The sequence below is a fragment of the Guptibacillus sedimenti genome, assembly GCF_028610665.1.
In the GTDB taxonomy this organism is placed as follows: Bacteria; Bacillota; Bacilli; order Bacillales; family Guptibacillaceae; genus Guptibacillus; species Guptibacillus sedimenti.
Genome location: NZ_JAQQWV010000005.1, coordinates 82308 through 105831, shown reverse-complemented (window position 1 = coordinate 105831; position 23524 = coordinate 82308). Strand labels below are relative to the sequence as shown.

The window sequence follows — 23524 nt, the reverse complement described above, 5'->3', positions numbered from 1 at the left end:
TATGTTAGTATAAGCAATCTCATTCTATCCTAACGCTTTAAATAGGGATGGTATAGTGATAAGACTTCTTTTTTTAATAAAATGTGAAATAGTGAGCAAAGTGGTTGCGACTTTGGAGAAGATGTCATATACTAAAAATATAGAAATTGTGAAAAACATCACATACTCATTGTTTTATATGTGAAATCATTCACAATTTAATGAGGAGGAATATTGATGAAAGTAGCAGTAGTTGGATGTACACATGCTGGAACAGCGGCAGTTACAAATATAGCAAGACGTTATCCAGAAGCTAGTATTACTGTTTATGAGCGTAATGATAATGTATCCTTCTTATCATGTGGAATTGCTCTATATGTAGGTGGAGTTGTAAAGAATCCACAGGAGTTATTCTACTCATCTCCTGAAAAATTAGAAGAGATGGGCGTAACGATGAAAATGAAGCACGAAGTATTGCAAGTTGATTCTAAAAATAACCGTATTCACGTTAAAAATATAAATACAAACGAAGTGTTTGAAGATGATTACGATAAACTAGTGATGGCGACTGGTTCATGGCCAATCGTACCGCCTATTGAAGGAATTCAACTTCATAATATCCTTTTATCTAAAAATTACACCCAAGCCAATACAATTATTGAAAAAGCGAAAGATGCTAAGCACGTAACCGTAATTGGTGCAGGCTATATTGGAGTTGAATTAGTAGAGGCTTTTCGGAAATATGGAAAAGAAGTAACGCTTATCGATGGAGAAGACCGTATTTTAAGTAAGTATCTTGATAAAGAATTCACCAATGTTATAGAAGAAGACTTTAGAGAGCGTGGGATAAAGCTTGCTCTTAATGAAACGGTAACTCGCTTCGAAGGTGAAGAGACCGTCTCTAAAGTGATAACAACTAAAGGTGAATATGAAACAGATCTCGTTATCCTTTCAGTAGGTTTTCGTCCAAATACATATCTACTTAAAGGTCAAGTAGATATGATGCCAAACGGTGCCATTATTGTGGATGAATATATGAGAACGAGTCAACCTACGATTTTTGCTGCGGGCGATAGCTGTGCGATTCGTTATAATCCAACTGGCGAAAATGCTTATATTCCTCTAGCTACAAATGCGGTTCGAATGGGGACGCTCGTTGGACATAACATTATAGAGCCGACAATCAGATATATGGGTACTCAAGGAACATCAGGGTTGCATCTTTTTGATTATAGTATGGCTTCTACTGGACTAACTGAGAAGGCAGCACTTCGTGTGGGGAAGAATGTGAAAACAATCACAATTAAAGAAAATAACCGTCCTGAATTTATGCCAGATTATGAAGTCATTACGTTAAAAGTTGTCTATGAAGAAGAGAACAGGAGAATTTTAGGTGCGCAGGTGATCTCTAAAACTGATGTAACGCAATCGATTAATACGCTATCTGTGTGCATTCAAAACTCCATGACAATTGATGAACTAGGATACATTGATTTCTTTTTCCAGCCACACTTTAATAAACCTTGGAATTTTCTTAATCAGGCCGGTCTCCAGGCGGCTTTATAATTGTCTGTCCTCTGGCATCACACTATGCCAGAGGATTTCTCTTATATTCTGCGATGCTTGCATCCTAACCTTTCGATAGCCATAATAAAGGATAGAAAATGTGTAGGAGAGAGTGAAGAAACATTGACTAATAAAATTACGGATATAAATGTAGAACAAAAGCATACGCGGATTTACCTCATTCGCCATGGTGAAAGTGAATGGAACGCAGCAGGAGACCTCTATTGTGGGCGAACGGATATTGGGCTTTCTAAAGAAGGCGTAACACAAGCGAAGAATGCAGGCGACTTTCTTAGTTCAGTGGCATTTGATCGGGCATACGCGTCCCCTTTGATTCGAGCATGTGATACAGCTGAACTTATTTTAGGAGAACGGGATTTACCGATTCAAAAAGACGAACGGATTTATGAAGGAGATTTTGGCGAGTGGGAAGGACGATCCAAAGCAGCATTTATAAAAGAAGATCCTGATTCATGGAATAATTGGATGGCTAATCCCTGGGCAACAAGGGCTGGCAGGACTGGTGAAACCGCGCGAGAAATGTATGAGAGAGCATCGGCTTTCTTTAAGGAAGTTAGTGACAAACACCCAGGTGAAACTGTACTCGTTGTCGCTCATAACAACACCATTCGCTTCTTCCTTGCAGGTATATTAGGGATGCCTTTTTCAAACTATCGTCGCATCTTTCAAGATAATACAGGTATCAATGTTCTCGATGTGGATGGCGATGATATTCTCATACGTAGTCTGAATATCAATGCTCATTTAAATGATTGAATAAAAAAAAGCGGTGCAGCACCGCTTTTTTCTATTTAGAAAGTTCTTTGTATGATTTTTTGACAACGCTACTTAAAGCGATCAGAGCAATGACGTTCGGTAATACCATAAATGCGTTAAATGTATCGGCAAGTTGCCAAACGAACGGAACGTTTAAGACAGTCCCAAGTACGATGAAGATAAGCACAGCGGCACGATAATACGGCACACTTTTTTTACCAAATAAATAGTTCACGTTTGTTTCACCAAAGTAAGCCCATCCTAAAATCGTTGTAAAGCTAAAGAACAATAAACTAAAAGCAATAAAATAAACACCAAAGCTTCCTAGTCCACTAGTAAAACTGGCCTGAGTTAATTCAATGCCAGTTAAATTGGAACTTGCGCCGTCAGTTACGAGAATAACGAGGGCTGTAACGGTACAAATAATCACGGTATCAATGAGAACACCGACCATGGCCACAAATCCTTGTTGGGCAGGATGTTTCACTTCTGCCACAGCGTGAGCGTGAGGTGTTGACCCCATACCTGCTTCGTTGGAGAATAGCCCTCTTGCAACTCCATATCGAATGGCTTCTTTAATAGAAGCACCAAGCACTCCGCCTCCAGCAGATTCAGGAGTGAAAGCTGACTCCACGATAAGTGATAACGCTGGAAGTACTTGATCAAAATGTAAGACAAGAATCATAAGGGCCCCAATGATGTAGAGTAACGCCATGATTGGAACAACATTTCCTGCAAATCGGGCGATGCGATTGATACCACCGAATAGAATTAAACTAATTAATATCGCAACGCCGAAACCGATCACAAGCGGTGGAATTTGAAAGGCGGTTTGAAACGCTTCTGCTATTGAATTGGATTGCACCATATTCCCGACAAATCCAAGAGCACAAATAATGGCTATGGCAAAGAAAGCCGCTAGTTTTTTACTCCCTAGCCCGTCGCGTATATAGTAAGCAGGCCCACCTTTAACAACTCCGTTTTCTTTGACGCGAAACTTCTGAGCTAGCACAGCTTCCGCAAAGATCGTGGCCATACCAAGAAAGGAAGAGATCCACATCCAAAAAATAGCTCCTGGTCCACCTGCTGCAATAGCAGTGGCCACCCCGGCTAAGTTTCCTGTTCCTACTTGAGCTGCAATGGCTGTTGAGAGTGCCTGGTAAGATGAAATGCCGTTTTGTTTCTTTTTCGAGAAAAGGGGGCCAAATGTTTGACGAAACCCTTCTTTTAAACCAGTAAACTGGATAAATCCAAGGCGTATCGTGAAGAATAGTCCAGTTCCAAGAAGAAGGGAAATCATAATAGGTCCCCACAGAATCTCATTTATTGCTTCTATTGCTTGCACTGTTGTCAACTCGCTCTCATGAAAAAATAAGATTCTCCAATGATAGCTTACTTTTTCACTATACTTCAACCCATTAAATCACTATGGTAACCATTTCCTTAGTAATTTGTTTGTGATTGAAGACGTTTTTCTGTTTTATTCTGTTTTTGGATCCATTGATAAAAGAACAAAATTCCAATAACAAAGATGCCGAGCATCATGTAAAGATTTGCATATCCTAAAGTGGTTACGATAATCCCAAGTATAAACGATCCGGTTGCAATTCCCGTATCGAAAAAAGTGAAAAACGTGGCGGTGGCGTGTGCACTTCTTGATTCAGGAGCTGCTTGTATGGCTAACGTCTGAAAGCTTGGGACAATTGAGCCATAACCTAACCCGATTAACGCACCAGCAAGAAGTAACATCCATGACTCGGTTGTTAAGCTAAGTGTAACAAGACCGAGCGCAAATAGAACGAATGCAGGCAAGATGACCGTATTCGGTCCTCTTACGTCAAACATTCTGCCAGTGAAAGGTCTTGAGACGAGCATCGCTACAGCAAATACGGCGAAAAAGAATCCTGCAGCTTCAAGAAGACCAATGGATTTCGCATAGAGCGAAATAAATGAAATAACGCTCGCATATGAGAATGCGACGAAGAGTCCAACGATTGCAATAGGAAATGATTTTTTCTCAAAAAGATCATTGAACGTTAATTTATGCCTTGGTGCGGGTTCACTATTTTCAATTACTTTCACCCCGAGTGTACAGAGAACGCCAATCGTCATAATCCCACTAAGGACAAGGAAAATTGTCATATATGAAACATATTGAAGAAGCGTAAGGGCGATAAATGGTCCTGTAACAACTGCTAGATTCATAGACATAGCAAAGTAACCAAGGCCTTCTCCACGTCGTTCACGTGGAATGGTGTCTGCTGCAATTCCACCAGCAGCGGTTGTCACAATACTAAACCAAACCCCATGAAAGAAGCGAAGGAGAAGTAATGCAACATAGTTATCGACTAATGGGTATAAAAAGGAGGCTGCTGCAAATAAAGCTGCGCTTGTAACAAGCATTCTCTTTTTCCCAAACCGATCAATTAATCTACCAGAAAAAGGCCGCACAATAATAGCGGATAATAAGAAGATTGTAATGATAAGACCAGCTTCAGATTCACTCCCACCAATTTCTTCTGTTACGTAAATTGGAAGTAGTGTTAAAAGCGCATAGAAAACAATGAAAATAAATAGATTACTAATGGAGATGTTTAAAAAGCTTTTGGTCCAAATCGGTTGTTTAGTAGACATGAGGCCCCTCTCCTTTCTTTGCTCCAATTTGTTTTAAAAGATAATAAAAATGGGCTTGCTCTTCAGATGATAATTTCGAGAGAAGTGATTCTTCCAATTTTTGAATGGATTCTTTAATGACAGGTAAGAGGTCTTCTGCTTCCTGCGTGAGACGAACAATCCGTTCCCGTTTATCAGAACCTTCTTTTCGTGTAATCCAGTTGCTTTTCTCCATCCGCACAAGCGTGCGTGTCGTTGTAGGAGCTTCAACATTTAAATATTTCCAAATGTCTGTCTGTTTCATTGGGCCAAATTGATCAAGGCAGTACAAAATGGTCCATTGAGAACTATAGAGGTGATACTGCTTTAGTAATTCGTTCACTTCTTTTGTGATAAAGCGAACTTGTTGATGCAAGTTGTGAAAAATATCGCTCGTTGAAATCATACTTCCTCCACTGAAAGTTCATTTTATTTACCTGGGTAAATAATCACATAAGGTACAGTTTATCGACATTCTTACCTATTGTAAAGAAAAGGAGCTTAAGAAAAATAAAAAAGCCATAATCGGCTTTTTTAATCAAGATCGTCTTTTAGATTTGTTAACGGTTGATCCGCAGGACCTTCAAGTACATCCCCATCAATAGTGAACCTCGATCCATGGCAAGGGCAATCCCATGTACGGTCGTCGTCATTCCACTTCACTTCACAGTACATATGAGTACATGTCGTATCAACAACATGGAGGTCTCCTTCAGGACCTTTATAGGCACCAGCTTTTTTCCCATTTACTCGAACAATCGCAGCTTCATCATTACCAAGTTCTGAAATTTCTTTTGTAAACGATAATTTGCCTTTAATAAATTCACTAGCCACATTTGCATTTTGCACAAGAAATGTTTTGATGCTTGGGTCTGCATGAAAGCGTGATGGAGAGAACAGATCAAAATAGGGATTTTCTTTATCTAAAAGGTAGTCTCGGAATAGTAAGGCTGCTGCCGTGCCGTTCGTCATTCCCCACTTATGAAACCCGGTTGCAATCAGGATGTTTGGCTCGCTTTTTGTGACCGGACCTATGTACGGAAGTTTATCAAGTGTAAAGAGGTCTTGTGCTGACCATCTATTTACTATCTCAGACAAGCCAAACGTTTCTTCACCAAAAAATTTCAAGGCTTGATAGTGATCTGTCACTTGATGTCCTTGACCTGCCTTGTGACTTTCACCTCCGAACAAAACAATCTTTTCACCATTCATCTGATAGCTTCTAAGGGAACGCTTTGGCATATCGGCACTTAAATACATGCCACCTGGATAAGCTTGTTTCGTTTTTGCTGCAATTACATAGGATCTTTCTGCATACATCCTAGAGAAATAAAGAGCATTGCCATCATAAAATGGAAAATGCGTACAAGCAATGACTGTTTGACATGAGATTTTTGCTCCATTCTTTGTCACTACAATAGGATTTAATCCTTTTTCAACATCGACTGCGACGGTTTGTTCGAATATCTGACCCTGCTGCTCTTTAATCTTCTGTACAAGAGGAGAAAGGTAAGCTACCGGGTTGAAATGAGCCTGATTTTTCATTACAATCGCAGCTTTAATTGAAACATCAATAGGGAGGTGATTCTGAAATTCACTGTGAATACCTAATTTATGGTAAGCGTTCATTTCATTCGTTAGTTTACGCGCGTAATTATCTGTCGTCGTATAAAGGTAGGAATCTTCCTCTGTGAAAGAGCACTGAATGGATAACTCATCTATTGTTTGTCGTATAAACTGAAACGCTTCGTTGTTTGCATCGTAATATTTTCTCGCTTTCTCCTTTCCGAAGTGGTTAAATAATTCATCATAAATAAGGTCATGCTGAGCAGTGATTTTCGCTGTCGTATGTCCAGTCGTCCCATTTAAGAGTTGATCTGCTTCAAGAAGAACTACCTTCTTGCCCGCTTTTGAGAGAAGGTAGGCGGTTGTTATACCAGTGATTCCTCCACCAACCACCACGACATCAGTGGACATGGATTCAGTCAGATTTGGATGTGCCTCAAGCTGAAAATCGTCTTGCCAGATCGGTTCAGGATTTTCTGGCCATTTTCTGTTAACGTTCATTTCTATTTCCCCCTCTAAATGCTCATTTCCCTCCTATTTTTTCCATCAAATAATATTTCATTCATTAAGAGGGTGAAGAAGGAAGGGGTGCGATTGTAATAATTAAATAAAATATGGAAAATCGACACAATATTTCTTGTAGAGGAACTTTAACTCAATTATGATGAAGATATTTAATGGTTCGACAAAATTTACGCTTTATTTTAAGTAGGGGGCATTATCTTGGAGAAATACAAAAAGAAGTTTGTTTCGAATATGAAAGAAAAGTATGACGACATTAGTACAAGAAATGCAAGTATGACGGAAAAAGAATTATATAATTTTTTACATACATTCAAAGGTACTGCCGGAACAGTTGGCTATCAGGTGTCGGCTGAGAAGGCAGAAGCATTTTTGTTCAAGATGAATCTTGAAAGTGACCGGATTGTATCAAAGGAAGAAACCATTCACCTCCTTGACACGGTCATGCAGGAGATTCTAGAAGCGGCTATAGAAAATAAAGAAAAAGAAGAAGAGTCAACAATACAGAAGATGATCATGTTAATTAACCCAAACCCAATGGTGCTAATTGAGCGAAAAGCTCAGTTGGAGCAAGAGGGCTATATTGTTTTTGCAGCGCTGGATCTTAAGAAGGCACAAACTGCGTTATACGATATGAATCCTGATTGTATCATTGTAGACTACCAGTTAATTGAAACGGATCAATCAGATATTGCTAAAGAAGTGAGAGAAAAAGCCGAGTTACAGTTTATCCCTTTTATTATGACGGACTCAGTTAGTTCTGCTACAAATCGCATTAATGGGTATCGTTTTGGAGCGGATGATTTCCTGGAACATGAAGTGTCGTTTGAGGAGTATCTTCTACGAGTGAATGGAAAAATTGCCAAAAGAAAAACAATAGTCCACTCTGTCTTAACCGATGAGCTTACGGGGGCTTATAATCGTAAATACCTTGATAGCCAGCTAAATTATATACGCTATGATCTTGTGAGAAATGATGAGAAAGCTTCGCTTGCTATTTTTGATATTGACCATTTTAAATCAATTAATGATAGATTTGGCCATTTAATAGGGGATCAGGTCCTAAGGAAATTATCTCAATATATCATCGATGAAAAAAGACGTACGGATATTTTAATTCGATACGGTGGTGAAGAATTTGTATTGCTTTTACCTGATACCACAGCAGTGCAAGCTGACCAATTTCTACAAAGGTTGTTAAACGGGTTTCGAACAAAAAACTTTCGCTTTAACGAAGAAACTTTCTCCGTAACGTTTTCTGGAGGAATTGTGGATATTGACGGCTCTTCTACTAATAAAAAACTATTGAATCAGGCTGATGAAGCACTCTATCGAGCTAAAGCAAATGGGCGGAATCAAATGATTATCTATGAAAGCAACCTAACAGACATAAAGCCTGTTAAAACGATTCGCATTGCGGTAGTAGACGATGATGAAATTATCCGGACGCTACTTACATCTCAGCTCCAACAGTTTCAACTGGATGAAAACTATGAAATTGAAGTGAAAAGCTATCGTGAAGGCGAAAGTTTCTTTGAAGATAGCTGGCATAAAGTAGGTCCTTCTTGCCTTGTCTTACTCGATGGAATTATGCCGAGAATGGATGGCATTGAAGTATTACGGAAATTGCGTCATGAAAGTAGTCAAGGCAAATATACAGTAATGATGCTAACAGGACGTAAAGCGGAGAAAGATATTGTTAAAGCTTTGGAACTTGGTGCCGATGACTATATTACAAAGCCATTTAGTATGGGGGAATTAGAAGCTAGAATTAAAAGGCTGATTCAGAAGATGCTCTAATAGAAAGAATGAGGCGATTGAACGTATGAGTGCTATTTTCATTATTTTCCAGGTGTTTTTAATCCTATTTGTTGTATTAACCGTCCTTTTTCTTTTCTTAATCGGTCAGAAAGTTCGATCGAACCATTTTGATAGGAAGAAGAGTGAGTGGAAAAAATATTATCTTGAACATATTACCAGCGCTACTCAAGGGAAAGAGGAGTTACGACTACCAGAAAATTATCCTATGATTGAAGCTTTTGAAGAAGTCATTACTCGATATTATTCACTAATAAAAGGGCAGGCTTCCACTGATCAAATGGAAGAATTAGTGGAAAAGACGCTGCATGATCATTATAAAAAAAGGCTACTTCACCATCGGTGGAGTATACGTATGAACACGCTACATCGAATTGAAAAATTACGTATGATTTCGCTAGTTGAAGAATGTGTGAGTTTATTAGACAAAAAACGAACGAGCGAATTAGAAGTGATTCAAGTATTGCGGCTTCTTGCAAACTTACAAGATGATCGTCTTTATATGATTCTATTAGATGAAGAAAAGGAATATCCGAACTTTTATTATCTGGATCTATTTCGGCGCCTGGATGATGTTCACTTAGACTACTTTATTGATTCGATAAGTAACTTTCCTCATTGGGTTCAATTCGCTCTTATTGAAGTAATGGGAGAGCTGGGAGAGTATAAATATTTAAGGACAATTGAATCTTTTGTTACGTCAAACGACACGGAATTTCGAATTCGTTCACTAAAGTCTCTTGTGAAAGTTGGCTATGTGACAGATGCAATGAAGGTTAAGGCATCACTCCATGCAGAAAGCTGGCAAGAAAGGATGATGTCAGCTAGGTTATTTAAATTGGTGAGAGATCACCGTTTTCTCGAAGATTTGTTAAACCTTCTATCAGATGAAAGCTGGTGGGTTAGAACCACTGCAGCCGAATCACTTCTAGCTCAGGAAAACGGTCGAGCGTTGTTGGAAGATGTTGCGGCAACTCATTTTGATCCATTTGCGCGTGATACTGCAAAAGAATGGTTAGTTAGAGGAGGTGTGGATCGTGTCTATCGCTAGTGTGTTTTCTACCATGCTACTTATATTTACTATTTTTGTAGCTGTGTATATGATTGGAATTATTTTATTTTACCTTATCCTTTTTGTGATCTCTGCTATCCAACTAAGGAAAGAATACAAACTTGACCAGTACGAGCCATATGAAGAATTGTCTCAATCCTCTTTTACAAGACCTGTGTCGATTCTAGTACCTGCTTATAATGAGGAGGCAGGTATTGTACCAAGCGTACGTTCACTTCTTAGCATTAATTACCCTGAATATGAAGTGGTCGTTATTAACGATGGTTCAAAGGATCAAACATTAGAAGCCGTTATTAAGTCCTTTGAAATGGTGAAGGTTGAGAAAGTTATTCGAAAACAAATTAAGTCGAACGAAATTATTAGCGTCTATCAATCAACCATTTATGAAAACTTATATGCTATCGATAAAGTAAATGGAGGGAAGGCTGATGCCCTTAATGCGGGAATAAACATTGCTCATTATCCCTATTTTTGTTCACTAGATGGTGACTCAATTATTGAGCGAGATGCCTTTGCGAAAGTGATGAAGCCAATCATAGACTCGAAAGAAGAAATTGTGGCAGTTGGTGGAAGTGTTCGAATCGCAAATGGTTGTACAATTGAGCGGGGAGAAGTAATGAAGGTTGAACTATCAAAAACACCGCTTGTCGTTATGCAAGTAATCGAATATTTTCGAGCTTTTCTTATGGGAAGAATTGGACTCTCGAGACATAATCTCTTATTAATCATTTCGGGTGCATTTGGCGTCTTTCACAGAGAGAGTGTTGTTAAAGTAAACGGTTATCGAACAGACACGGTCGGTGAAGATATGGATCTTGTTGTTCGACTTCATAAACAAATTAGAGAAGAGAAGTCAGGTAAGAGAATTGTATATGTTCCCGATCCCGTCTGTTGGACGGAAGCACCAGAATCTTCGAAGATCCTAAGAAGACAACGAAGTCGTTGGCATAGAGGTCTTTTCGAAAGTCTCTGGCACAATAAGAAAATGCTATGTAATCCTAAGTATGGTCTTGTGGGTGTCGTTTCAATGCCATACTTTTTAATTGTTGAATTTCTAGGTCCGGTCATTGAATTATTAGGCTATATAATTATGATTATTTCCCCATTTTTTGGAGGGATTTACACTTCTTTTGCAGTCCTTCTCTTCCTTCTAGCAGTTATTTATGGCTCACTTTTATCAATGAGTGCTGTTCTGCTAGAAGAATGGAGCTTAAGAAGGTATACAAAAGTACAAGATTTAATTCGACTATATTTCTATTCTTTATCTGAAGCGTTTTGGTTTAGGCCGATAACTGTATTTTGGAGAGTGGAAGGAATTATTCAGCTTATTCGTCGAAACAACAGTTGGGGCGAAATGAGCAGAAAAGGGGTTTCAAAATAAGTGAGTCACATAAAGCGCAAGACGATCATTGGTTTCCTACTTGGAGTAATAGCACTAGTACTCATTCTGTTGTCTCCTGTCCTTCTTTGGTTTATGAGTGATGAATCTACCAGTGATATTGTTATTATTGATAAAACCATTCCAGATAAAACGTATCGTGAACATAAAGGACTTACGTGGATTTTAAATCATAAGAAGTGGATAAAGAATAATGGAACGCCATACAACGCTTCAGAAGATTATCTAGGATTCCATCCAGGAGATGGTGAGGAATATAGTGTCGACTTTTTTCCAGATTCGTTAGTAGGTAAAGACCTCATCTATTTAGCGGACTCCTATGGCGTATACGAAGACGATTGGTATGGGGCAGCATCCGAAGGTGATCGTTCTGAAATCATTTACGGTGGAATGACTCAAGAAGAAGTGAGCTTGATTTCAGAAGCTGTGCAGAAGGGGTCAACCTTTATTGCTGAATTTAATGCATTTGGTAGTCCGACTGATGAGAAGGCACGGCAGGGTCTTTATTCAACTTTAAACCTTGAGTGGTCAGGGTGGATTGGGCGATATTTCGATGATCTTTCGGTCGGTGGTGAAGTTCCGAGTTGGGCTATTGATAACTATGAAAAACAGTATGATGAGAAGTGGAACTTTTCGGATCATGGGGTTGTTTTTGTGAACGAAGATAACTCGATCATTGTTATTGAGAAAGAAGACATTGGAGATCAAACAGTTCAATTTTCATTCAATGAAAAAGGATTGGAATGGATTGGAAATTCTTTAGTGAAAGAGTCGATGTCATATCATTATTGGTTCGACATCGTGGAACCAATTGACGAGGAAAACGTACTTGCAAACTATACAGTGGATGTGAGTCAAGAAGCAGAAAAATCACTTGAAGACGCAGGAATTCCTCTATCTTTTCCAGCTGTTATGAAACACAATCACTCTTATTATTTTGCGGGTGATTACGCCGATCATGATGGTGACTTGAATTTTCACCAATATAAGTGGTCACCAGCTATTAATCGCTTATTGACAACAGGTGATAACGAAACGCTTGAAGCTTTCTACTGGAAAGTTTATATGCCGATGATGGAAACGGTCTTACAAAACCTTAAAGACACTGATACCAAAAGGGAAGAAAGTCATGTGAACATCCCTACTATACAAGGTGTTCAGGTTGCGGGTAAAGTTGGTGACGATAAAATTCAAGTGTTTCAAGGTGGAGAGTGGTCAGACCTTATTATTAAAGGCGTCAATATGGGGATCGCAAAACCAGGTTACTTTCCAGGGGAAGCAGCGATTACAAAATCAGAATACAAACGGTGGTTCGATCAAATCTCTGACATGAATGCAAATGCTGTGCGGATTTATACCATTCATCCGCCCGCTTTTTATGAGGCACTCTTAGAACATAATAAAGAAGCAGATAAGCCCCTTTATTTGTTTCATGGTGTGTGGGTAGAGGAAGAACCATTTCTTAAGACTCAAGATGCTTTTGCGAAAGAAAATACGCAGCTTCTTGAAAAAGCAATGAAAGATACGGTTGATCTTATTCATGGGAATACAATGATTGAAAAGAAGGTGGGTCATGCAGGAGGCCGTTATACAGCAGATGTGTCACCATACGTACTTGGCTGGGTACTTGGAATTGAGTGGGATCCTCAAGTCGTTGTAGCTACAAATGAAAAACATCGTGACATGAAGCAATATAATGGCAGCTTCCTCACGACAAAGGATGCGAGTCCTTTTGAAATATGGATCGCCAACATGATGGATGATACGGTTCGTTATGAGATGGAAAAATACAACTACCAAAGACCTGTAAGCTTCACAAATTGGGTAACGACTGATTTACTCGATCATCCTGCAGAACCCTCTGAAAAAGAAGATTTGGTTTCCGTTGATCCGAATGTCATTCAATTAAAGGAAGACTATTATGCAGGTCAATTCGCTTCTTATCATATTTATCCTTATTATCCAGACTTCCTAAATTACGAAGAAGAATACGTAAATTATGTTGATCAGAACGGTGAGAAAAACAATTATGCAGGTTACCTTAATGCACTTAGAAAAGTGCATAAGATGCCAGTTGTAGTTGCTGAGTTTGGTGTGCCGGCTTCTAGAGGGATGACGCATCGGAATGTCTACGGCATGAATCAGGGCGGAAACTCTGAGGAGAAGCAGGGAAAGACAGATGCCAAATTGTTTGAGAACATCGTTTCAGAAAATTATGCAGGTGGAATGGTGTTTTCCTGGCAGGATGAATGGTTTAAACGAACATGGAACACAATGGATTTCGATAATGCAGATCGTCGACCATTCTGGTCAAATGATCAAACCAATGAACAGCAGTTTGGATTACTAAGTTTTGATCCTGGTGAAAAGCTGAAAATAAAAGTGGACGGAGATGTAACGGATTGGGAAGGGGAAGAGCCTTTATTTGAATCAACTGTTAAAACTCAAAATCTCCAACGTTTCTTTATGACTAGCGATGAGAAATCTATTTACTTCCGACTAGACTATCAAAACATGTCACCAGAACAAATGGAACAGGATAAGACGATGCTACTATTTGATACGATTAACGGACAGGGAAGCAAGGATATTTCTAAAGATCCAGAATTAAAAACTTCGTCTGGAATTGATTTTATACTTAGCCTGACTGGAAAAGAAACTTCACGACTTACCGTGCACAGCTACTATGATGCATTCTACTACCAGTATGCTGAAGACCTTGGTCTGATTGAGGAAAAAAACTATGCCAGTAAAAAGGATAACGATGTGTTTCATCCAATACGTTTAGCCTTGAACAAGCAACTAACGATTCCGAGCACAAGAGAAACGTTTCCATTTGATGATTATGAAACAGGTACCCTAACCTATGGTAATGGAAATCCAGAGAGTGAGGATTACAATTCCCTTTCAGATTTTATTGTGAAAGGAAATTCGATCGAAATACGATTACCGTGGGCTCTTTTCAATGTGAAGGATCCAAGTGAAAAAGAAATCATGGGGGATATGTGGAAAGACGGTCTGAGTGCTTCAAAGAAAATAGACCGTTTTAAGGTTGGTGTGGTGATGTACGAAGGAGATGAAAAGGATGCAAGTCTCTCGCTCGCTTCTATAAATGAAACAAGACCGGTTACTAAAAACGGACAGTTGGAAGAATTTTATGAATTTACTTGGGACAAATGGAAAGAACCACATTATCATGAAAGATTAAAACAATCTTACTATATTATGCAGGAAGAGTTTAGCCGATATAAGGAATAGAGGGGAAACCCTTCTATTCTTCTTTCAATTAATTGAAAAGGGTGATTTTCGTGGCTCCAAAGTTGTTAGTCGCAGAAGATGAAGAAATTCTACGAATGTTAATCGTTGATACGCTTGAAGACGATGATTATGAAATCGATGAAGCTGAAGATGGCGCAGAAGCATATGACTATATTCAAAGCAAAGCGTATGACCTTGTTTTACTTGATTATATGATGCCAGAAATGACCGGTCTTGAAGTGATTAAAAAAGTCCGAGAGCAAGGGAATCACGATGTTAAAATCATGATGCTTACTGCAAAAGCGCAAAGAAAAGATGAAGAGATTGCAAGAGAGGCAGGAGCGGATTATTTTATTTCTAAGCCGTTTAGCCCAGTGGAACTCGCAAACGTAGTAGGGGACATTTTAGGTGAATAGACAATGGAAAAGTAGTTTATCGCGACAATTTGTCTGGTTTATGAGTGGGTTTTTGTTATTAATACTAATTGCGGCAGCTGGGTTGGGACTTTATAGTCAGTCAATTGAAGCAAAGTATGAGGAGAAAGTGGTCGACCTTCGACAAAAACAACAGTATGCCGTTGAACTGGAAGATAGTTTGAATGATATGTTTTTTGAGGCTCGAGGGTATTTAGGCTTTCGTATAGATGAACCTTTTTTAAGGAATTATGTTACACAAAAAAATATGATTGCAAATAAGATCAAACAGCTTGAACCAGAGCTAGAAAGTAGAGAAGAAAAGGAATATATTTCAGACCTGCAAGGTGAATTGGTTAATTATTATAATCTTTTTGAAGACGCAAAAGTACAGGTAGCTTCAGATAATACAGAAGGGTTGCAAAAGCTTTCTCAAGATCAGGGCGGGAGTAATTTAGTCTATGATTTAAGAGATCAAACGCGAGACCTTGTTTCTGACGTTGAGAACGAAATCTCTACAACTGAGCAAGATTTGGTTGATCGCTTATCGAATTTGCAGATGTTTTTCGTCTCATTTGTTATTTTTCTTCTATTAATTGCAACGATACTTGCTGGTATTATGGCTAGGCGCATAGGTAAACCACTTCAGGAGTTGGCGTTAGCTTCTAGCCAAGTATCTTCAGGAGAAAATGTGGAAATGCCGCATGTGAGAAGATCAGATGAACTAGGGGAGCTTGCACGATCGTTTAATTTAATGGTTAAAAATATACAACAAAATGAGAGGGCACTCATTACTTCGAACGATGCATTAGTCGAGCAGAGCGAAGAACTTAAAGGAAGTAAATTCACGCTTGAACAGAATGTAAAAGCGATGAATGTACAAAAAAAAGTGTTAGAGCATCGCAATGAATTAAATCGATCGCTTGCGTCTACCTTAACGAAAAGCGAACTATTGCAAAGTATCATTACGAATATGATTCATATCCTTAACTCTGATAAGGGTATTATCGTTATGCTAAATCAAGGGAAAGACTATGCATCACTTGGCGTTAGTCAAGAGAAAGTCCACGAATGGATTGATCATTTACTAGACGGACCTGGCGTTAAAGCAATCGAGCAAAAGAAATTTCATATTGTTCAAAGACAGGCTTCAATTGGGGAAGCAGGTTATCATGGAGTAGAAGAAATTTCAAATGATATTTACATTCCAGTTCTTTCAGATAACGAACCAGTCGCTTTACTTTGTATTACGAGAATAGGTGGGGAATTTACGACTGATGAAGTAACGGAACTATCCGATTTGTCGCGTCAAATTTCGCTCGCTCTCGATAAGCTTCGATTATATGAAACGACTGAGAATGAGCGACAAATCAATAGAGAGATCTTGAATACGATTCGTGAAGGGATTCAGCTCGTTGACAGAGAAGGAACAACTCGTGCTGTGAATGATCAAATGTGTACGATGTTGGATGCATGCTTTCCTGATGGTGCGAATGAAAAACCGTTTACTGAGTGGAGTTCTAAGTTCCTTATGCAAGTCGATTTAAATGATCGGGATGCAGTGAATTCATACGTTCATGATGTGATTGCAGGGGTTAAGCCTAAACAGAGTGAACTTATCTATCAAACTAAGACAGAACCTTCCCTATTTATCCAAATGTACTACGAGCATTTATACACTGACGGTAAATTTATTGGTTCCATTTTCGTCCATCGGGATATAACCCGTGAACATGAAGTAGATGAAATGAAAAACGAATTTGTCAGTACGGTAAGTCATGAACTTCGTACACCCCTGTCGAGTGTCCTTGGTTTTACGGAGCTCATGCTATCCAAAGAGTTAAAACCTGAGAAGCAGAAAAAATATTTAAATACGATCTATAAAGAAGCAAAGCGTTTAACATCTCTAATCAATGATTTTCTTGATATTCAGCGGATGGAAGCTGGTAAGCAAAACTATGATAAAACGCGAATTAATCTTAAAGAGATGATAGAAGAAGTACTCGATAATTACCGCGATCATTCCAAGCTCCATTCTTTTACTATTGAAGATTTGGCGGATAAACATGAGATTATTGGTGATGGGGATAAAATTAAACAGGTGTTCAATAACTTTGTCAGCAATGCAGTTAAATATTCTCCTGAAGGCGGCACTGTATTAACGAGATTTAGAGCAGAGAATGATCAACTTTACGTGGATATTAGAGACGAAGGTCTTGGGATTCCACAGGATGCACTCACCAAATTATTTACAAAGTTCTTTCGTGTTGATAATTCAGACCGACGCCAAATTGGTGGAACGGGACTAGGACTTGCCATATCAAAGGAGATCATGACTGCTCATAATGGCGACGTTCTGGTAACATCAGAATTGGGAAAAGGGAGTACGTTTACTCTTGTTTTCCCACTAGGAATCGAAAAGCAGTCGGTAGACTCTAAATCTGGAGAACTTCAAGATTCTGGCGTTTTGATTGTAGAGGATGATGAGAGTCTCGCTCTCTTATTGATGGAGGAAATTACCGGAAACGGGTTTGCTGTCCGTCATTGTAGAAGTGGTGAAGAAGCGATTGAGCTCCTTGAGCAAATGACACCTGAGGGAATCGTCCTTGATATAATGTTAGATGGTCTTATGAGTGGCTGGGACGTGTTGAAAACAGTCAAAGAAACAGAGCGTACAAAAAATATACCGATTTTTGTTTCAACCGTGAGTGAAGAGAAGCAGCGTGGATTTGAACTAGGGGCAAAAGACTACCTTATTAAACCGTATCCTCCCAAAAACTTGACGAAATCGCTGATTAAATCTCTTGTGGACAAGAATAACAATGGAAAAATATTAGTACCTGATTATTCGTTTGAAGAAAAAGAAGAAGGCTTATCCGATTAAACGGATAAGCCTTCTTTCTATACTAACTTTGTTGTCCAATCTTCACAGTTCCAGACATCCGTTGCGATGTCCTGGTAAAATTCAGGTTCGTGAGAGATCAAAATGATGCTTCCTTTGTATTCATTTAATGCGCGTTTTAGTTCAGCTTTAGCTTCAACATCAAGGTGGTTTGTTGGCTCATCAAATACTAGTAAGTTTGATTCTGTATTCATTAATTTACAAAGTCTAAGCTTTGCTTTTTCACCACCACTAAGAACATCGACCTTGCTCTCAATATGTTTTGTCGTCAGACCGCATTTCGATAAAGCAGCCCTAATTTGCGCCTGGCTGTAGTGTGGGAACTCTCGCCACATTTCTTCAATACAAGTGTTTGATGTTCTTGTTTTGATTTCTTGCTCGAAATAACCAGTATAAAGGTAATCGCCAAGCTCAACGGATCCTTCAATTGGTTTGATTTCGCCAAGAATACTGCGAAGAAGGGTCGTTTTACCAATACCATTTGCACCCATGAGGGCTATTTTTTGACCTCTTTCCATTGAAAGGTTTAATGGACGAGATAGTGGCTCATCGTAACCAATCACAAGATCCTTTGTTTCGAAAATAAGCTTGCCAGAAGCACGAGCTTGTTTGAAATGAAATTCTGGTTTTGGCTTTTCTTTTGCGATCTCGATAACATCCATTTTATCAAGCTTTTTTTGTCTGGACATGGCCATATTACGTGTGGCAACGCGTGCTTTGTTACGAGCAACAAAGTCCTTGAGCTGAGAGATTTCTTGTTGCTGTTTCTTAAATGCGGCTTCAACTTGTTGCTTCTTCACTTCGTATACTGACAAGAAGTTATTATAGTCACCAACATATCTTGTTAATTCTTGGTTTTCCATATGATAAATCAAGTTGATGACACTGTTTAAGAAAGGAATATCATGTGAAATAAGAATAAACGCATTCTCATATTCCTGGAGATACCGTCTGAGCCAGACGATGTGCTGCTCATCAAGGTAGTTCGTTGGCTCATCGAGAAGAAGAATATCTGGTTTTTCAAGAAGTAGTTTAGCAAGAAGGACCTTTGTTCGTTGCCCACCACTTAAATCCTGAACATCTTTTTCAAGGCCTATTTCATCAAGTCCAAGCCCACGTGCAATTTCTTCTACTTTTGCATCAATGACGTAGAAATCATTGTTAGCAAGCATATCTTGCATCGTTCCTGTTTCTTCTAATAATTTCTCTAGTTCTTCTGGAGAAGCTTCCCCCATTTTCGCAAACAGTTCATTCATCTCTGATTCGTAATCAAATAGATATTGAAAAGCACCTTTCAGGGCGTCACGAATTGTCATGCCTCGCTCAAGAACAGTATGCTGATCAAGATAGCCAACTCTCACATTTTTAGACCATTCTACAGAACCTTCATCAGGTTCCAGCTTACCTGTAATAATATTCATGAACGTTGATTTACCTTCGCCGTTCGCTCCAACTAATCCAATATGTTCACCTTTTAATAGACGAAAAGATACATCATCAAAGATGGCACGGTCACCGAATCCGTGCGTAAGGTTTTTCACGGTTAATATACTCATAGGAAAACACCCTTTATTTATGGTTTAACAATCCTCATTGATTATATCGGACAATGAGCTTTGATGAAAGTCAGGAAGAGGGGAAAACGATGGGAATTTTCGTCAGAGCAACATTTGTAGTAAAAAAGGCTTGGTTTTATTTAACCTAATGCATTTGACCTATTAAAAATAAAGGAATATTTACATCGTGTTACCACTGGGTAAATCGTGTACGTTTAAACTAGAAGAGGCTTCATGAACAAGAAGCAATTATAAAGGGGAGGGAAGTAAAATGAACACGGCACATCGTACGTATGGGACGGTAGTTTTTATGTTAGTTGTTTCGTTAATTATGATGTATTTCACAATTACACCATCATTTGCAGATGGCACAGGAACATCGTCATCACCATATTCGGTTACACAGGGGATTGCAAATCAGGGGAGTAGTGGAGCAGTCGAAGGGATTATTGTAGGAAAACCAGAATCAACTTCCTCCATTGCCACATCTAGTTTCTCAGATGACTATGCCATTGCAATTGCTGACCAGGCAGATGAAACGAATATCAATGAAATGCTTTTTGTTCAGGTACCAACCTCGTTAAGAAGTGATTTTGGGTTAAGGAGTAACCCGAATTTAATGGGTGAATCAGTTGTGGTAAGTGGTAGTTTAACAGATTATTTTGCACATGCTGGAGTTAAAAGTGTTTCAACGATCGAATTAGCTGACAGCGGAGGTACTGATGAAACTGGAGAAGGCACATCATCTCCTTATGATGATACATACTATCGCTCTGCTGTTGGGAAAACAGGAAGTGCTTTGAAAACAGAATTGCATACGATTATCGATGATCATACAGAGCTTTCTTATAGTGATGTGTGGGATGCCTTGAGGGTGACGGATGAAGATCCATTAAATCCTAATAATGTGCTTCTTCTTTATAGTGGACGGTCTCAAAGTAAGTATGAAAACGGTGGAAATGTAGACGACTGGAATCGTGAACACGTATGGGCAAAATCTCACGGAGATTTTGGAACATCGATGGGACCGGGTACAGACATTCATCACCTGCGGCCAACTGATGTTACCGTTAATAGCTCACGTGGGAATCTTGATTTTGATAACGGTGGCTCTCCCCAATCAGAAGCACCTGGAAACTACTACGATAGCGATTCCTGGGAGCCGCGCGATCGTGTAAAAGGGGACGTGGCTCGAATGATTTTCTATATGGCGGTTCGTTACGAAGGCGATAGCGGTGAAGTTGATCTTGAGGTAAATGACCTTGTAAACAATGGATCATCACCATATATCGGTAAGGTCTCTGTACTAAAGGCTTGGAATGAAATAGATCCAGTGGATTCTTTTGAAGAAAATCGAAACAATGTGATTTATGACCAGTACCAACATAACCGGAATCCGTTTATTGACCATCCTGAATGGGTGGAAGCGATCTGGTAGAAAAAAGTACCTGCCGAAACTAAGGCAGGTACTTTATTTATAAATTTCTTAATAACCGCTTGGCAATCTGTTCATAATGATCCTTCGTAATTCCGGGTGCAAATTCTTCTGGAAGATCATCTAGATTAGGAATTGGCGCTCCTTCTGGAGCTCCTTCTATCACGCGCAGACGTTCCCCATTTTCTGGATTCGTACCTTTCCAAATTTGTTTAATTCCTAGATAATCTCCTTCACTCCATGTGTAAAGAACATTGTTTAATCCCTTTTCTTCAAATTTTCGTGCGTAGTCGAATTTAGAGTTATCAAGACTTGGTATTGGGAGCATTTTTGTTAAGTCTGTACCTGTCGCAATTTCAATCGCTTTTGCGTATGCAAGTACATGAGTTCCGCCACGCACGAGTAAGTAACCGATCATTTCACGTGCGGTGGGATGATCCGTCATTTCATAGACGCGCATTTTATGGGTTCGTGCACCAACCTCAAGAAAAAAGTTGTGAAGGAGATCAAGAACAAGATTTCCGCTACTGAAGACATAATCGCCACGCCAGGAATTACCCATACTATCAGCTGCAAGAGCTGTTTGGGCTGTAGCAACAAATTGAGCTGTATTACGCAGGTCCTTAGCATTTTGTAACGGGGTTAAATCAGGTGGAGCTTGAAAAGAACTTCCTGTGGTTAACAGATTAATTGAGGTTGTGACCAGTTCCACATGTCCGAATTCTTCTGCAGTAATACTGGCAACAAGATCATAAAAAGGTTTTAACTTTTTTTTCTCACGAAAGCTAAATGACTGGAACATGTAGTTATTTAAAGTAGATAACTCTCCAAAGCGTCCACCAAGCAAATCCTGTACAGCAGCTGCAGCATTTGCATCGCCATGCTCTGGTATCGGAAGTTCAATCAATTGCTTATCAAATCGCTTAAACATGTCATCCCCCCTATTAATTAGGAAATACCCAGACGATTTGTTGAATTCGAACAAAAAAAGGGGTTTCATTCACTTCCAGAACAATATGATCTGGCATCACGGATTGCAGCATTCCTTGGAGCGATCCATTTGTTGTTTGTACTGTAATCATTCTTCCTTCAATCGACAGGAGTGTTTGATAGACATACGGGTCTACAGAGCTGATTAATTGAGGCTGTTGACTCAAATTCTCTCATCCTCTCAATAAAAGTTTTTACTGCTATAATTTACGCAATGAATAGGTTGTCATAGTCTATAAGAATGAAATGAACCTATCTCAATGGTTGCCCATAACCTGTTAGGGAAGAGGGTGATCATAAGTGAAACAGCAACCTACAGTGACGTATCGTGATGGGATGAACGGAAACAAATGTGTATTGGGAAGAAAGTATACATTAACTCACTCTGATATTACTGGTGAGCTATTTTTAACGATTGGAAAAGAATATGCCATTGATCGTATTTCTTTCATTCGAGATGAGGTGCTTGGAAGCTTTCGAAACGACTGTGGATTGTATTATTACGCTTATGTTTTAGTGGATGATCCAACTGAAGAAGGGAGAGAACAAGTAAGGAATCGTATATTTCGAAAAGAGTTGCCAGGGGCATTATCTGCTATAAGAGTAGGAGATACGAGGTTATTTCAAACTTATCCGGAACTTGATGATGTACCGATTTGGATTTACTTTGATTCTAATGAAGAACAGTGGGAAGCTTACGAATACTATGGATCATTTAGAAGATATAGAAACAGCCAGTACAAATAGACTGGCTGTTTTTCTTTATTTACAATTCACTGAGAATGATAGGGCGAATATCCGTTTATGGGTTTGTTGTCCACAAACCTGCTGTCTTAATGAAAACACGCTTGTTCATCTTCAATTGGGCAACGATAAATTCGGCCATATCTTCTGGCTGGAGCATGTTGTCCTGCTGTCCATCTGTTAAGTTATTCTCTACTGCAAGATCAGTGGAAACGGTACTTGGTGTTAGTGCACTAACACGAATATCATGCTTGCGAACTTCTTGAGCAAGTGATTCAGTTAGTCCCATTAATCCAAATTTAGAAGCGCTATAGGCGCTTGTTACTGGGGCACCTTTTTGTCCTGCTGTAGAAGAAATATTGATAATATCTCCTGATTGCCGTTCGATCATGTCTGGCAGTACAGCCCGAGTGACATAATATGCACCCAGTAAATTAACCTGAATGATTTTTTCCCATTCTGCAATTTCAAGATCCATGAAGCCCCCAAATTTTGCTATACCGGCATTATTAATAAGAATGTCGGTCTCACCAAGCTCGTCTTTAATCTTAGCAACTGCTGTTGTCACTGCTTCATTAGAAGAAACATCTGCAATTGCGTAAGAACTTTTGACACCTTCAGCTTCAATTTCCTTCGCAACGTTTTGAAGTGTTTCTTCTGTACGTGCGATCAGTCCAATATTGACGCCTTCTTTTGCAAGAGCGATCGCTGCTGCACGACCAATTCCTCGAGCTGCTCCAGTAATGAGCGCCGTTTTTCCTTTTAGTGCTACCATGGTGATTCCTCCTTAAGTCTGTTCAAGTTCCATTCCATCGTATATTCTAGTCGTTCATTTTATTGCTGAAAAGAATTTTGCTTGAATTAACGCCTTGTAT

Annotated in this window: 18 protein-coding genes; 10 read left to right on the top strand and 8 right to left on the bottom strand. The window is 39.2% G+C overall.

The annotated features are described in order from the left end of the window. The first annotated feature begins 216 nt into the window (after window positions 1-216). Window positions 217-1545, top strand: a complete 1329-nt coding sequence (locus PQ578_RS18440) for a CoA-disulfide reductase (protein ID WP_273835903.1) — start codon at window positions 217-219, stop codon at window positions 1543-1545. 123 nt (window positions 1546-1668) lie between these two features. After that, the gene (locus tag PQ578_RS18435; protein WP_273835902.1) at window positions 1669-2322 is read left to right on the top strand and encodes a histidine phosphatase family protein; all 654 of its coding nucleotides are present in this window, start codon (window positions 1669-1671) and stop codon (window positions 2320-2322) included. Between the two features lie 31 nt (window positions 2323-2353). Here PQ578_RS18435 and PQ578_RS18430 read toward each other — a convergent pair whose 3' ends face one another. From PQ578_RS18430 to PQ578_RS18415, 4 genes are all read right to left on the bottom strand, one after another. After that, a complete protein-coding gene (locus PQ578_RS18430) occupies window positions 2354-3667 on the bottom strand; it encodes an alanine/glycine:cation symporter family protein (protein ID WP_273836027.1) in 1314 nt (437 codons plus the stop codon). A 98-nt stretch (window positions 3668-3765) separates the two neighbouring features. Beyond that, the gene (locus PQ578_RS18425) at window positions 3766-4956 is read right to left on the bottom strand and encodes an MFS transporter (RefSeq protein ID WP_273835900.1); all 1191 of its coding nucleotides are present in this window, start codon (window positions 4954-4956) and stop codon (window positions 3766-3768) included. After that, window positions 4946-5380, bottom strand: coding sequence for a MarR family winged helix-turn-helix transcriptional regulator (locus PQ578_RS18420; RefSeq protein WP_273835898.1), 435 nt, complete (start codon window positions 5378-5380; stop codon window positions 4946-4948). The genes PQ578_RS18425 and PQ578_RS18420 overlap by 11 nt, the downstream gene beginning before the upstream one ends. Window positions 5381-5508: 128 nt before the next feature. After that, on the bottom strand, window positions 5509-7041 hold the full coding sequence (locus tag PQ578_RS18415; protein WP_273835897.1) for an FAD-dependent oxidoreductase: 1533 nt from the start codon (window positions 7039-7041) through the stop codon (window positions 5509-5511). Between the two features lie 222 nt (window positions 7042-7263). Between PQ578_RS18415 and PQ578_RS18410 the strand changes: the two genes are divergently transcribed. Genes PQ578_RS18410 through PQ578_RS18385 form a run of 6 tightly spaced genes read left to right on the top strand, consistent with a single transcriptional unit; the run spans window position 7264 to window position 17906 of the window. Then, window positions 7264-8862: a diguanylate cyclase gene (locus PQ578_RS18410; protein WP_273835896.1), complete on the top strand. Its 1599-nt coding sequence runs from the start codon at window positions 7264-7266 to the stop codon at window positions 8860-8862. Between the two features lie 25 nt (window positions 8863-8887). After that, window positions 8888-9931 carry a HEAT repeat domain-containing protein gene (locus PQ578_RS18405; RefSeq protein ID WP_273835894.1) on the top strand — a complete coding sequence of 348 codons (1044 nt, stop codon included), beginning with the start codon at window positions 8888-8890 and terminating at the stop codon, window positions 9929-9931. A 13-nt stretch (window positions 9932-9944) separates the two neighbouring features. Continuing rightward, on the top strand, window positions 9945-11333 hold the full coding sequence (locus PQ578_RS18400; protein ID WP_273836026.1) for a glycosyltransferase family 2 protein: 1389 nt from the start codon (window positions 9945-9947) through the stop codon (window positions 11331-11333). Continuing rightward, complete coding sequence (locus PQ578_RS18395) at window positions 11334-14609, top strand: hypothetical protein (protein ID WP_337958030.1); 3276 nt, start codon at window positions 11334-11336, stop codon at window positions 14607-14609. Between the two features lie 50 nt (window positions 14610-14659). Next, window positions 14660-15025: a response regulator transcription factor gene (locus tag PQ578_RS18390; RefSeq protein ID WP_273835891.1), complete on the top strand. Its 366-nt coding sequence runs from the start codon at window positions 14660-14662 to the stop codon at window positions 15023-15025. Continuing rightward, complete coding sequence (locus PQ578_RS18385; protein WP_273835890.1) at window positions 15018-17906, top strand: ATP-binding protein; 2889 nt, start codon at window positions 15018-15020, stop codon at window positions 17904-17906. Before PQ578_RS18390 ends, PQ578_RS18385 begins: the two co-directional genes overlap by 8 nt. Window positions 17907-17923: 17 nt before the next feature. Here the strand turns inward: PQ578_RS18385 and PQ578_RS18380 are convergent, their stop codons facing one another. Beyond that, window positions 17924-19480 (bottom strand): ABC-F family ATP-binding cassette domain-containing protein, encoded by a 1557-nt coding sequence (locus PQ578_RS18380; protein ID WP_273835888.1) that lies wholly within the window; start codon window positions 19478-19480, stop codon window positions 17924-17926. Window positions 19481-19751: 271 nt separating this feature from the next. On the opposite strand from PQ578_RS18380, the gene PQ578_RS18375 reads away from it, so the two are divergent. Next, a complete protein-coding gene (locus PQ578_RS18375; protein WP_420541592.1) occupies window positions 19752-20918 on the top strand; it encodes an endonuclease in 1167 nt (388 codons plus the stop codon). A 37-nt stretch (window positions 20919-20955) separates the two neighbouring features. Here PQ578_RS18375 and PQ578_RS18370 read toward each other — a convergent pair whose 3' ends face one another. Further along, window positions 20956-21846 carry a manganese catalase family protein gene (locus PQ578_RS18370; protein WP_098446235.1) on the bottom strand — a complete coding sequence of 297 codons (891 nt, stop codon included), beginning with the start codon at window positions 21844-21846 and terminating at the stop codon, window positions 20956-20958. 13 nt (window positions 21847-21859) lie between these two features. Continuing rightward, entirely contained in the window at window positions 21860-22072 is a 213-nt protein-coding gene (locus PQ578_RS18365) for a YuzF family protein (protein ID WP_202407304.1), read from the bottom strand. Between the two features lie 133 nt (window positions 22073-22205). Here PQ578_RS18365 and PQ578_RS18360 point away from each other — a divergent pair, with 133 nt between their 5' ends. Further along, window positions 22206-22652 (top strand): staygreen family protein, encoded by a 447-nt coding sequence (locus PQ578_RS18360; RefSeq protein WP_273835886.1) that lies wholly within the window; start codon window positions 22206-22208, stop codon window positions 22650-22652. Between the two features lie 55 nt (window positions 22653-22707). Here PQ578_RS18360 and PQ578_RS18355 read toward each other — a convergent pair whose 3' ends face one another. Further along, window positions 22708-23424 carry a 3-ketoacyl-ACP reductase gene (locus PQ578_RS18355; protein WP_273835885.1) on the bottom strand — a complete coding sequence of 239 codons (717 nt, stop codon included), beginning with the start codon at window positions 23422-23424 and terminating at the stop codon, window positions 22708-22710. Between the last annotated feature and the right edge of the window lie 100 nt (window positions 23425-23524).